The 11918-nt window shown below is 59.5% G+C and carries 9 protein-coding genes and 1 tRNA gene; 5 read left to right on the plus strand and 5 right to left on the minus strand.

Annotation, left to right across the window (positions count from 1 at the left end; all coding sequences use genetic code 11):
• Window positions 1-39: 39 nt before the first annotated feature.
• Both ACTG1P_RS20570 and ACTG1P_RS20575 read right to left on the minus strand, forming a co-directional pair.
• Window positions 40-888, minus strand: coding sequence for a tetratricopeptide repeat protein (locus ACTG1P_RS20570; protein WP_440002108.1), 849 nt, complete (start codon window positions 886-888; stop codon window positions 40-42).
• Window positions 885-1607, minus strand: a complete 723-nt coding sequence (locus ACTG1P_RS20575) for a 4'-phosphopantetheinyl transferase family protein (RefSeq protein ID WP_440002109.1) — start codon at window positions 1605-1607, stop codon at window positions 885-887. Before ACTG1P_RS20575 ends, ACTG1P_RS20570 begins: the two co-directional genes overlap by 4 nt.
• A 275-nt stretch (window positions 1608-1882) precedes the next feature.
• Between ACTG1P_RS20575 and ACTG1P_RS20580 the strand changes: the two genes are divergently transcribed.
• The 4 genes from ACTG1P_RS20580 to ACTG1P_RS20595 all read left to right on the plus strand — a co-directional run bounded on the left by ACTG1P_RS20580 (window position 1883) and on the right by ACTG1P_RS20595 (window position 6121).
• Window positions 1883-2371 (plus strand): C40 family peptidase, encoded by a 489-nt coding sequence (locus ACTG1P_RS20580; RefSeq protein ID WP_005334331.1) that lies wholly within the window; start codon window positions 1883-1885, stop codon window positions 2369-2371.
• A gap of 148 nt (window positions 2372-2519) precedes the next feature.
• Complete coding sequence (rlmF, locus tag ACTG1P_RS20585) at window positions 2520-3491, plus strand: 23S rRNA (adenine(1618)-N(6))-methyltransferase RlmF (protein WP_440002110.1); 972 nt, start codon at window positions 2520-2522, stop codon at window positions 3489-3491.
• Window positions 3492-3734: 243 nt separating this feature from the next.
• Complete coding sequence (locus tag ACTG1P_RS20590; RefSeq protein WP_203117558.1) at window positions 3735-4460, plus strand: MaoC family dehydratase; 726 nt, start codon at window positions 3735-3737, stop codon at window positions 4458-4460.
• A 245-nt stretch (window positions 4461-4705) separates the two neighbouring features.
• Window positions 4706-6121 (plus strand): SLC13 family permease, encoded by a 1416-nt coding sequence (locus tag ACTG1P_RS20595; protein ID WP_440002111.1) that lies wholly within the window; start codon window positions 4706-4708, stop codon window positions 6119-6121.
• Window positions 6122-6237: 116 nt separating this feature from the next.
• Here ACTG1P_RS20595 and ACTG1P_RS20600 read toward each other — a convergent pair whose 3' ends face one another.
• Window positions 6238-7224 carry a DUF481 domain-containing protein gene (locus ACTG1P_RS20600; RefSeq protein WP_440002112.1) on the minus strand — a complete coding sequence of 329 codons (987 nt, stop codon included), beginning with the start codon at window positions 7222-7224 and terminating at the stop codon, window positions 6238-6240.
• Window positions 7225-7263: 39 nt separating this feature from the next.
• Window positions 7264-8157, minus strand: a complete 894-nt coding sequence (locus tag ACTG1P_RS20605; protein WP_440002326.1) for a L,D-transpeptidase family protein — start codon at window positions 8155-8157, stop codon at window positions 7264-7266.
• A gap of 439 nt (window positions 8158-8596) precedes the next feature.
• Here ACTG1P_RS20605 and ACTG1P_RS20610 point away from each other — a divergent pair.
• Window positions 8597-8686 (plus strand) — tRNA-Ser (locus ACTG1P_RS20610).
• 86 nt (window positions 8687-8772) lie between these two features.
• Here ACTG1P_RS20610 and ACTG1P_RS20615 read toward each other — a convergent pair.
• Window positions 8773-11907: a multidrug efflux RND transporter permease subunit gene (locus ACTG1P_RS20615; RefSeq protein ID WP_440002113.1), complete on the minus strand. Its 3135-nt coding sequence runs from the start codon at window positions 11905-11907 to the stop codon at window positions 8773-8775.
• Window positions 11908-11918 lie beyond the last annotated feature (11 nt).

An 11918-nucleotide genomic window follows, 5' to 3' on the forward strand; every position in this document is an offset into this window, starting at 1 on the left:
CCGGCACTCCCCCATCATTAGCAGCCAGTTCGATTCCGATCAGTAGAGCAGACTATAGAGTTTGCGACGGTAGCTCTGTGCCGCCGGTGTGCTGCCCATGGTCGCCAGAATATCGAGATAGGTTTTTCTGGCATCGCCGAATGCCAAATCCCGCTTGAGGATCTCCAGCAGCAGTCCCAACGCCTCTTCCTGACGACCAGCCTGGTTGTATTGCACCGCCAGCTCCTGAGTCAGGGCAAAATCATCAGGCTGTTCTGCATGGCGGGCTTCCAGCGCGCGCAGCTCCGGGCTGTCTGCCGCTTGCAGGGCCAGTGCCAGCCGTGAGCTCAGGGTATGGAAGTGACTATCCTGCGCCACCATCGGGATGGTGCCGAGGCGCTCCTGCGCTTCCTCCAGCAGGTTGAGGTCGAGCGCAGCCTGAATGAGCCACAGGCTGATGTCGTGACGTTCAGGAGCCAGCTGGTGTGCCTTGGTCAGATGGGCATAGGCGATGCTGGGCTGCTCGTCAGCCAGTGCCTGTTGCCCCTTGGCCAGCAACTCTTCCTCTTCTTTGGGGGCGAAGGCGGCGAAATACTGGCGCAGGGTGGCTTCATCCTGCGGCCCTTCGATGATCCCCTGTTCGTCAGGGCGACCCTGATGGAACAGCACCAATGCGGGCAGGGCGCGCAGGCCGAGCTGACTGGCCAGCGGCTGCAACTGGGGATCGTTCATATCCACCTTGGCCAGGGTGACCTGCTCATTGGCGGGCCCAACCAGTGATTCGATCAGCGGTGTCATCCCCTGGCACTCCGGCATCTGCGGAGCATGGAAATAGATGACGACCGGCTTCTTCATGGACGCATCGATAAGTTCAGCGTGAAAATTCTGGGGAGTAATGTCGACGATCATGAGTTGGACTCTTCAGAAAGGGTGTTGAGTAACATGGGGTTAAGCGAGTGGCAATTCAAGCGCTCATCCAGCCGGTAAAAGGTCACAGGGGCTGCCGTCGCCGCGAGACTGAGCCAGCCGCTGGCAAAGGACCAATCTTGTACCTGATAAGGGGTGTCATCGAGCAGGTTGTCGAGTCGCCATCCTTCCTCCGGGAGAAACCGCACCTTCTCCAGCCCCGCAGCTATACCGCCACCATGAGCTTTCAGTACCGCCTCCTTGCGTGACCAGAGCCGGTAGAAGGCGCTCTCCTGCTCTTGAGCAGGTTGTGCGCAGAGCCACTCATATTCACTCTGTGCATAAAACCGGCGGGCCAGGGGGAGGGGATGATGCCGACGTTTGCCCAGTTCGATATCCACCCCAAGCGGCCCATGCGGGCAGAGCGCCAACACCAGCCAGCTGCCACTGTGGCTCAGATTGAACTGCCAAGCATCATCATGCAGTCGGGGCTTGCCGTGGGGGCCGTTGCAAAATTGCAGACTGGCGACAGGTTGTTGCAGCCGCTCGGCCAATAGCTGGCGCAGCAGGGCGCGGCTCACCAGATATTCCTGACGCCGTTCAGGATGGGTCATGGCTTGCCAGATATGCAGCTCATCGGTTGACAGCCATTCAGGCAATTGAGTAAGCAGTTCCTGGCATACCTTGGCCGGTTTTAACAAAAAAAGATCGATTTCGATCATGATTTTTCACTTTAAAAAGATGCTGAAGCAGGGATAAAAGCCAGTTATCTATGAGGCCCAAGGCTCTTTTTGCGATTGTATATTGTTTGGGCATGATCACATTAATTATGAAAAATCGTGCATTTCCTTGCAAAAATGTGAGCTTGATAGGGATTTTCACTTGCCTCGATAGAATTCTTGGATATAGTCGGGTGCTGTTGCCTTATAAATTGCCCTTTGGGGCCGTATTTTAACAAGATTTACTATTTAGCGGGGATAAAGGATTGCGCCACCTGATGCTACTGCTGGTCGCGCTCGGAATGGTGGGTTGTGCCTCGGCACCCCAACCCGAGGTCGCGAGCAAGATCGAAGTTTCCATGGTTGAACCTGTCATCGAACCGGAAGCTTCCCAGACACCCGATGTGAATGAAATCCTGACTGTATACAAAGAGTGGCGTGGTGTTCCGTACCGGATGGGGGGCAGTAGCCAGCGCGGTATCGACTGTTCCGCCTTTGCCCGTGAAGTGTTCCGCAATGCCGTCGGCATCGAATTACCCCGTGATACCCGCTCTCAAGTCCATGAAGGGACGCGTGTTTCCAAGCAGGATCTGGTCGAGGGTGATCTGGTCTTCTTCAAAATCAATCGTCGTCTCAACCACGTTGGCATCTATGTCGGCAATGGCGAATTCATCCATGCCTCGACTCGAGCCGGTGTGACCCGCTCCAAGCTGGACAGCCAATACTGGCGCAACAAGTTCTGGCAAGCTCGCCGGATCGATATCTGAGTCAGGCTGGACAAACGGCTCGCAGTACGGACTGTTTTTCCAACCTCACTTGAACCGGGCTCGATAGCCCGGTTTTTTATTGCCGTCGTTTAGACTTTCCCGAGTCAAATCACTATAGTGTGGGCCCGTTTTCTTCGGCAGGCTCAGCATGAAACCCCGCATCCCATCAGCCGGTGGCCCCAAGTCGGGCGACCGTAAATCCGGACTTCACTACCGTAATCGCCATCTGGCGGGTTACGACTTTGAGGCGCTCTGCCTGCGAACTCCCGAATTGGCCGCTCATGTCTTTATCAATGACTACGGCACCCGCACCATCGATTTTGCCGATCCCGATGCAGTGAAGACCCTCAATCGCGCCCTGCTGGCCCATCACTACGGGATTGCCCACTGGGACTTGCCTGCCGGTTACCTCTGCCCGCCTATCCCGGGACGGGTGGACTACCTGCACTGGGCGGCCGACCTGCTGGCCGAGAGCGCAGGCCTCGTCCCTACCGGCAAGGGGGTGAGGGTGCTGGATGTCGGGGTGGGGGCAAACTGCATCTATCCGCTGCTGGGGGCCCGCGAATATGGCTGGCGTTTTGTGGGATCGGATATCGATCCGGTCTCGGTCAAGGCGGCCACCCTGCTGGCCAAGAGCAACGGGCTCGGCAATCAGATTGAGTGTCGCCTGCAGGGTAACCCCAACCATGTGTTTCGCGGCATCATAGGGCCAAAGGAGCGCTTTGCCCTGACGCTGTGCAATCCGCCGTTCCATGCGTCGCTGGAGGAGGCGAGCAAGGGGACGGAGCGCAAGCTGCGCAATCTGGGCAAGGAGGTGACAGGCGCCCCTGTGCTCAACTTCGGCGGCCAGAAGGCTGAGCTATGGTGCGAAGGGGGCGAGGCGGCGTTTCTGGCTAACATGATTGCCCAGAGCAAGGAGTTTGCCACTCAGTGCCTCTGGTTCAGCTCGCTGGTGTCGAAAAAAGAGAACCTGCCGGGGGCGAAAAAGGCGTTGAGCCGGGTGGGGGCGCGTCAGGTACGGGTGATCGACATGGCACAGGGCAACAAGGTGAGCCGGATCCTCGCCTGGTCCTTTCTGGATGAAGAGGGATTACGTAGCGGCTGGTCGAGCGCGCGCTGACCCCCACCACAAGGCCCGATAAGGGCCTTTTTCATAATGAGCCCCGCGAATTTCACCTGCTGGCGGTATCTCTGGTAATCGTTTTCCTCATTGGCAGATCGTGCTGGTTTACATGGTGTAAGTAGTTACTTCCGCCTTGGTACAGGTGTACGCCGAGATTTTTTTGCACTCACAGCTGAAACTTTAATAAAATAGGACTGGTTAGACCTCTTTACAGGCATTGAATCAAATAGGGATCGGTAGATGAAAGTTGTCGATTTTCTGAAGCGCAAGCGCGAAATTCTGGCGCAGCACCCCTTTGAGCTCAAGGATTGGCTCTCTCCGGCGATCCGCGACTACTGGCGTGAGTTTCAGCAAAAGGCACATCTTCACCCTTTGCTGGGGCGTGTGCTGGACTTGCAAGCCGAGTCCCAGAGCGAGCAGCAACAGGATGCAGCAACCGTGGCACAAGTAGCCAACGGTCAGCATGCCGTGGCTCAGGAACCCGCTGTGGAGCTGGGGGCCGAGGCGGCCGAGCTTTATGCTGCCCTGCAGGCCCGCATCGGTGAAGAGACCCACGTCGGTGAGTGGCTGCACGTCAGCCAGCAGATGATCGATCAGTTTGCTGCCGTGACCGGGGATCACCAGTGGATCCACACCGATCCGGAGCGCGCGGCCGCCGAGTCGCCCTTCAAGACCACCATCGCTCACGGCTTCCTGACCCTGGCGCTGCTGCCGCAGTTGACCGGCTCGGTCGATGAGGCCACCCCCGAGTTCCCGACCGCCCGCATGGTGGTGAACTTCGGGCTGGATCAGGTGCGTTTCCCGTACCCCATCAAGGTGGACAGCAACATCCGCGCCCGCACCAAGCTGGCCCGGGTCACCCCCATCAAGGGCGGGCTGGAGTTGCTCAAAGAGATCAAGGTGGAGATCGAAGGGATCCGTCGCCCGGGTTGCGTCATCGAGTCGGTGACCCGCATCTACTTCTGAGCCCCCTCATCGGCATGAATGGTGAAACGGGCCCGCTGTCGTGTGCAACGAACAGCGGGCCCGTTTTTTTGCCTGTTTGTTGCAAGGGTTGAGGCGTCAGCCATAGCGCGCTGACCCCAGCTTGATATGACTCACAAAACGGTGCGCCGTGCAGTTAGCCAGCTCTCATTTTGGCGAGTTGGCCGCGTGAGGCGATAGCATGTTATGCCACTATTGGCTTCTTACTCCCGATCCTGGAGACAATAGTGCCCATCAATCACAAGATTATTCTGCCACTGCTGCTTAGCCTCGCCATCCTGCTGATCCCGACCCACTGGATCCCGCTGGAGGGGATTACCGTCATCGAGCAGCGGGTCGTGGCCATTTTCGTGCTGGCCGCCCTCTGCTGGATCCTGGAGCCCATCCCCATCTTCGCCACCTCGGTGCTGATCATCGTGCTGGAGCTGCTGCTGCTCTCCGACAAGGGGCTCTGGTTCATGACCGCCGACAAGGCAGAGCCAGGCTTTGGTGAGTTGCTCAAGTCCACCGAGGTGATGGCGACCTTTGCCTCGCCGGTTATCATGCTGTTTCTCGGTGGTTTTTTCCTCGCCATTGCGGCGACCAAGTACCATCTGGACGTCAATCTGGCGCGGGTGTTGCTGCGCCCGTTCGGTCAGGATCCCCGGATCGTCATGCTGGGGCTGATGCTGATCACCGCCACCTTCTCCATGTTCATGAGCAATACCGCCACCACTGCCATGATGCTGGCCATCCTCACTCCGGTGCTGGCGGCGTTTCCCGACAAGGATCCGGCCAAAATCGGCTTTGTGCTGGCCATTCCGCTGGCGGCCAACCTCGGGGGGATCGGCACTCCCATCGGCACTCCGCCCAACGCGGTGGCCCTCAAATACCTGACCGGCGAGCATGCCATCTCGTTCGGTCAGTGGATGGGATTTGCGGTGCCCTTTGTGGTGTTGCTGTTGCTGCTCGGCTGGTTTCTGCTGGGACGCTTCTTCCCGAGCACTCTCAAGCGGATGGATCTCAAAATTGAGGGGCACTTTATGCAGACCCCCCGCGCCTGGGTGGTCTACCTCACCTTTATCACCACCATAGTGCTCTGGCTACTGGGGGATCTGCACGGTATGAGCTCCTACGTGGTCGCCATGATCCCGGTGGCGGTGTTCCTGACCACCGGCATCATCACCAAGGACGATCTGCACAAGATCTCCCTCGACGTGCTCTGGCTGGTCTCGGGTGGTATCGCGCTGGGGTTGGCGCTGGAGGACTCCGGGTTGGCCGAGCGGCTTATCACCCATATTCCATTCCACGAATACTCCACGCTGGCGGTGCTGATCGGCGCCTGTTTGCTGGCGGTAGTGATGGCCAACTTTATGTCCAACACCGCGACCGCTAACCTGCTGCTGCCACTGGTAGCGGCGCTGGCAGTCAGCATGCCGGAGCTGGCCGAGTGGGGCGGCAGTCACACCCTGATCCTGGCGGTCACCATTTCGGTTTCGCTCGGGATGTCGCTGCCCATCAGTACCCCCCCCAATGCGTTGGCCCACGCCACCGGTCTGGTGGAGAGCCACCAGATGGTGCGCATCGGCGTCATCATGGGGTTGGTGGGTACCCTGTTGGCGATGGTATGGATCTACCAGATTGCCGCTTGGGGACTGATCTGAGCGTACGGTCGGTTTCTCATCTGTTGCCTGCCCCATCATCGGAGAAGGGCCATGGCAGGTGATGACCAAAACAGAAAGAGGAGCCAACTTGGCTCCTCTTTCTGTTTGCAGTTGACTCAGAAACTGGCGCCCAGATTGAGCAAATGCCTGAATTCGGTCTCTTTGTACTTTTGCTCGAGACCGACGAAATGCACTTCGCCATCTTCCCACTCCATTTCGCTCGACCAGGAGAGGCGCAGGTGGTCGTTGAAGTAGTAGCGCAGGCCCACGCTGCCGGTCACATCTCGATTCAGCGTGATATAGGGGGAAGGTTGATCCAGATAGAGCAGATAGCGCCCCTGACTGAACAGCTCCAGTTTTTCCCGCCATATCGGGATGGGTTGGCGATAATCCCAGTTCATGCTGGCAAAGGGATAGTCGATGATCCGGTTACCTTTGAAGAGCAACCCAATCCCGCTCTCTTCCCTGAAGTAGGCCTTACGCAGACCCCCTTGCGCCACGAACTCCAGCCGACGGCGCTTCTCGTTCCAGAAGCGGTAACCGGGCCCGGTACCGTAGTCGAGGCTGAGGTAGTTGCTCTCCAGCATGTCATATTCGGCATTGAGCGAGCTGCGCACAAACCACTGCTGATCGAAAAAGTAGTCAATGGTCGGGTTCAGCTTGTAGTCGTGGTTATCGGTGACGCTGTCAGACGTTTCGTAGGAGTACTCTCCGGAGAAACTGTAGCGCCAGTCCAGATTGGCCAACTCGGTCTTGCCCTTGAAGTTGACGTTGTTGGTGTGTTTGTCCTTGTGTTTGAGCTTGATGTTGAGATCGCCACTACCGGTCCAGAGCCAGGCCTTGCGTTCATCCTGCTCATCCTTGAACAGGGTGAATCCACCTTTGGCGGTCGCCTTGGGTTTATCCTGATGCTCCAGCCGCCAGCGCTTGATGGCATCCCGCTTGACGGTCACAGCGCCGGCATAGGGCAGGGCGATGCGCACCGACTCATCGCCAATCTCTTCGATGGTGCCGGTCAGACGATCGCCATTGTTCATCCAGAGAATGTCTTTTGCCCACAGGGGGTGGCAGACCACCATGAGCATGAGAGGCAGATATTTCATGACGTAAGGCAACTCCGGTATGGTGCAGGTGCTGATGAGTTAACTGCTGATGGGGCGGGGCAGGCCATTTTTGCTCTCCAGCGCCGCCGTCACCTCATCCTGCATCACGTCAGGTGCGCTGATAAAGCTCTCTATGGCCGGAGATAGCACCAGCGGGGCGCCATTTTCAAGCTCCTCTTCGGTGCGGGAGAGCGGGGAGTGCACCTCCAGCCAGCGGCGACCATCCGGCTCGATGGCGACCTTGACCGGTTGATTGATGACCCGTACCGGCGTGCCGATCGGCACAATCTTGAACAGGGCCTCAATATCGTCAGGTCGAAGCCGGATGCAGCCTGCACTTACCCGCAGGCCAACGCCAAAATCCTTGTTGGTGCCGTGGATCAGGTAGTCGCGCTTGCCATAGCCAAGGCGCATGGCGAACTTGCCAAGGGGATTCTCCGGGCCGGGGGGCACCATGGCGGGCAGGGTGATCCCTTTTTGCTCCAGCCAGGATTTGCGCACCATGGGGCCGGGCACCCAGGTCGGGTTGGGATTCTTCTCGATGACAGTGGTGGTCATCTCGGGTGTTTCGCGGCCGATATCACCAATCCCGATGGGCAGCACGATGACCTCGCTCTTCCCTTTGGGGAAGTAGTAGAGACGCAGTTCGGGCAGATTGATGACGATCCCCTCGCGAGGCACATCAGGCAGCAGCATCTGGGTGGGCAGCGTCAAGCGGGTGCCCGGCTTGGGTAAATAGGGGTCTACACCCGGATTTGCCTCAAGCAGTGCCAAAAATCCAATTTGCGTATTTTTGCCAACCAGTTCCAGATGTTCATTCTGCTGGATGATGTAATCCTCCAGCTCACCGATGAGGCGACTCCCGGCTGGTGGCAGCGGGTAGCGTTTGGCCTCTGCCGGCGCCGCGCAGAGCAGGATCGCTGCCAGCAGCATGGAAAGGGCGGGCGTTAAGGGTAGGGGCTTGAGTTTCGGCAATCGCATAAGGAGATCCATCAGTTCAATCGGGGCGGAACATCATCAACACTGCCGCCAGAATGGCGCGATTGTTCCTCAATCAGCCCATGATTACCAGCTTGCTGCACACCCGCAATGATGTGGGGATACATAGGAAACCTGCCAAAATCGGCATCACTCATAAATTTGAGCACTAAGCAGGAAAAAGAGGCGCCTCATGGCAATGGGGAAATATCACGACGTGGATAATGGCCGGGTGTGCGAGCGGGTTAATGTCGGGTGGATGCAGGGTGACCTAGCAACACGAACAGCACGCGCCGCATTGTGAGCCTGCTCCCAGATATCTGATTCAGCCATTTGATATCTAAGAAATTTTTATTGCATCCTCGGCCCAGCTTGGGTAAAATTCTCTCCCCACGGAGAGATGCCGGAGTGGCCGAACGGGATTGACTCGAAATCAATTGTGGCAGCAATGCCACCCAGGGTTCGAATCCCTGTCTCTCCGCCACATACCAAGCCCAACCTGTTTAGCAGGTTGGGCTTTTTCTTTTGGTGATGTGCTGAGGAATTATTCGGCTGCCTGTGTATCTGTGGTCATCGGCCCGGATGAATGCCGTTGGATGTTCGCCGTGCCTGCCAGGAGTGCAGACGCTGCTGCGCCCCGATGATGAAGACAAAAAAGACCGGTACGAAGAAGATGGCCAGCAGGGTACCGCTGATCATGCCGCCAAACACGCCGGTGCCGATGGCGTGCTGGGTCTCCGCGCTGGCGCCACTGGCGAGCATCAAGGGCACTACCCCGAGGGTGAAGGCCAGCGACGTCATCAGAATGGGGCGCAGGCGCAGGCGGGCAGCAGTGACAGCCGCATCAAGCAGTGAGCGCCCTTCGCTGTGCAACTGGCGCGCAAACTCCACGATGAGGATGGCGTTCTTGGCCGACAGACCGATGATGGTGATCATGCCTACTTTAAAGAAGACGTCGTTGGGCATGCCGCGCAGCATCACTGCCGCGACGGCACCGAGCAGGCCCAGCGGCACCACCAGCATCACCGAGAGCGGGATCGACCAGCTTTCGTAGAGTGCCGCCAGCACCAGGAAGACCACCAGCGCGGACAACAGCATCAGCAGGGGGGCCTGCTCGGCCGACTGGCGCTCTTGCAACGACTGTCCCGTCCAGGCCAATGCGAAGCCTGGCGGCAGTTGCGCCACCAGACGCTCCATCTCCGCCATCGCCGCTCCGCTGGAGATGCCGGGCGCTGCCCCCCCGGCAATACGCACGGCAGGGAAGCCATCGAAGCGCATCATCTGTTGCGGCGATTCGCGCCATTCCGGTGTCACCACTTCCCGCAGGGGCACCATGCCGCCGCTGGCATTGCGCACCCGCAGGCCGAGCACGTCATCGAGCTGCATGCGCGCCGACGCGTCGGCCTGCAGAATGACCTGCTGCATGTGCCCACCGTTGGGGAAGTCGTTGACGTAGAGCGACCCCATTGCGGCCGACAGGGTACTGCTGACGCTGGCGAACGAGAGTCCCATGGCTTCGGCCTTCTGTCGGTTGATCTCGAGGTGAATGCTCTCGCCGGGAGGCAGATTGTCGGGATACACATCACTGACTACCTGGCTTTTGGCGGCCAGTTCCAGCAGTTGGGCCTGAGCGGCCAGCAGCGCGGCATCTCCCCGGTTGGCTCTGTCTTGCAGGAACAGGGTGAAGCCGGAGGCGGTGCCCAGCTCGTCGATGGCGGGCGGCAGCAGGCTCATTACCGTGCCTTCAGGAATATTTGCCATAGCCACTTGTGCCAGATCTGCCTCTTCGGCTGCCGTGGCACCATGACGCTGATCCCAATCTTTGAGCATGGTGAAGGCCATGGCGGCATTGGGGCCTGCGCCGGAGAAGCTGAAGCCCTGCACCACTAGATTGGTGTCCAGCGCCTCGCGAGAGGCGACGTGAGCCTCGAAGGCCTTGACCACCTCAAGAGTACGCTCGCTGGTGGCGCCGGTCGGCAGCTGGATGGAGGTCATGAAGTAGCCCTGATCCTCGTCCGGCAGGAAAGAGGAGGGCAGCTGGGCGGCGGCGATGGCTAGCACGGCGCAGAGGGCTGCAAAGGTTGCCATCATCCGTCCGCTGCGCCCGACCAGCCGGGTTACCCGCGCACCGTAGCCTGCCGTGAACCGCTCGAAACCCCGGTTGAAGGCACCGAAGAAGCCGCGCTTCTCATGATGATCCGGACTGACCGGACGCAGCAAGGTGGCGCAGAGCGCGGGCGTCAGGGTCAGGGCTAGGAAGGCCGAAATGAGGATCGACACCGCCATCGACAGGGTGAACTGCTGGTAGATGACCCCCACCGAGCCGCTGCCAAACGCCATGGGGAGAAACACCGCCGTGAGCACCAGGGTGATGCCGATCACCGCTCCGGTGATCTCCTTCATGGCTTGCGACGTCGCCTCCCGGGGCGACAGCCCCCGGGTGGCCATCAGGCGCTCGACGTTCTCCACCACCACGATGGCGTCGTCGACTATGATGCCGATGGCCAGCACCATGCCGAACATGGTGAGGGAGTTGATCGAAAAACCGGCCAGCAGCATCACCGCGAAGGTGCCAAGCAGAGCAATGGGGGCGACGATGCCCGGGATCAGGGTGTAGCGCAGGTTCTGCAGGAAGAGAAACATCACCAGAAACACCAGCACCATGGCTTCCAGCAGGGTGTGGATCACCTTTTCGATGGAGACCTTGACGAAAGGGGCCGAGTCAAAGGGGATCGAATAGGCCATGCCCGCCGGCAGGGTGGGGGCGAGCTGGGCGAGACGGGTGCGCACCGCATCTGCGGTACGCACGGCGTTGGCGCCGGGGGAGAGCTGGATGGCGGCGCTGGTGGCAGCCACGCCGTTCTCCCGGTTGGAAAAGGCGTAGGATTGCGCCCCCAGCTCGACCCGGGCGACATCACCCAGCACAAGCTTGGCGCCATCACCACCGGCTCGCAGCACGATGGCGGCGAATGCCTCGGGGGTCGTCAGCTGCCCTTGAACCGTGAGGGGAACCGTCAGGCGCTGCCCAGGCAGGGCGGGTTCGTCACCGAGGCGCCCCGGGGCAATCTGGATGTTCTGCTGCTCGATGGCCTGTGCCACCTCGCTGATAGTCAGCCCGTAGGCGGCGAGTTTGGCCGGATCTACCCAGATGCGCATGGCCTGCTCGGCGCCGAACAGCTGCACTCGTCCTACCCCGTCGATGCGGCGCAGCTCCTGCACAATATTGCGTGCCATGTAGTCGTTGAGGGCAACTTCATCGAAGCGGCCATCCGGTGAAGTCATGCCGACCATCATCAGAAAGCCGGACGAGGCGGACTCCACCTGCAGGCCGGTTTGCCGCACCGCCTGTGGCAAGCGAGGCTCGACCGCCTTGATGCGGTTTTGCACGTCCATCTGGGCCAGCTCCGGATCGGTGCCCGGCTTGAAGGTGGCGGTGATCTGCGCGCTGCCGGAGGCGTCCACAGAGGACTCGAAGTAGAGCAGGTTCTTCACTCCCGACAGCTCGCGCTCGATAAGGCTCACCACCGCATCGTTCAGGGTCTGCGGCGTGGCGCCCGGATAGGTGGCATAGAGGGTTACCGACACCGGCGCCACCGAGGGATAGCGGGAGATGGGCAGCTTGGGGATGGCGATGATCCCCGCCAGCACGATGAAGAGGGCGATCACCCAGGCAAACACCGGGCGATGAATGAAAAACTGCGGCATGGATAACTCTC

Source organism: Aeromonas sp. 11P (genome assembly GCF_051920165.1).
In the GTDB taxonomy this organism is placed as follows: Bacteria; Pseudomonadota; Gammaproteobacteria; order Enterobacterales; family Aeromonadaceae; genus Aeromonas; species Aeromonas veronii.

Excerpts from the sequence above, each read along its gene's own strand:
- ACTG1P_RS20580 (WP_005334331.1), top strand. The coding sequence starts at position 1,883 with ATGCTACTGCTGGTCGCGCTCGGAATGGTGGGTTGTGCCTCGGCACCC.
- ACTG1P_RS20590 (WP_203117558.1), top strand. The coding sequence starts at position 3,735 with ATGAAAGTTGTCGATTTTCTGAAGCGCAAGCGCGAAATTCTGGCGCAG.
- ACTG1P_RS20615 (WP_440002113.1), bottom strand. The coding sequence starts at position 11,907 with ATGCCGCAGTTTTTCATTCATCGCCCGGTGTTTGCCTGGGTGATCGCC.
- ACTG1P_RS20575 (WP_440002109.1), bottom strand. The coding sequence starts at position 1,607 with ATGATCGAAATCGATCTTTTTTTGTTAAAACCGGCCAAGGTATGCCAG.
- ACTG1P_RS20570 (WP_440002108.1), bottom strand. The coding sequence starts at position 888 with ATGATCGTCGACATTACTCCCCAGAATTTTCACGCTGAACTTATCGAT.
- ACTG1P_RS20600 (WP_440002112.1), bottom strand. The coding sequence starts at position 7,224 with ATGAAATATCTGCCTCTCATGCTCATGGTGGTCTGCCACCCCCTGTGG.
- ACTG1P_RS20605 (WP_440002326.1), bottom strand. The coding sequence starts at position 8,157 with ATGCTGCTGGCAGCGATCCTGCTCTGCGCGGCGCCGGCAGAGGCCAAA.
- rlmF (WP_440002110.1), top strand. The coding sequence starts at position 2,520 with ATGAAACCCCGCATCCCATCAGCCGGTGGCCCCAAGTCGGGCGACCGT.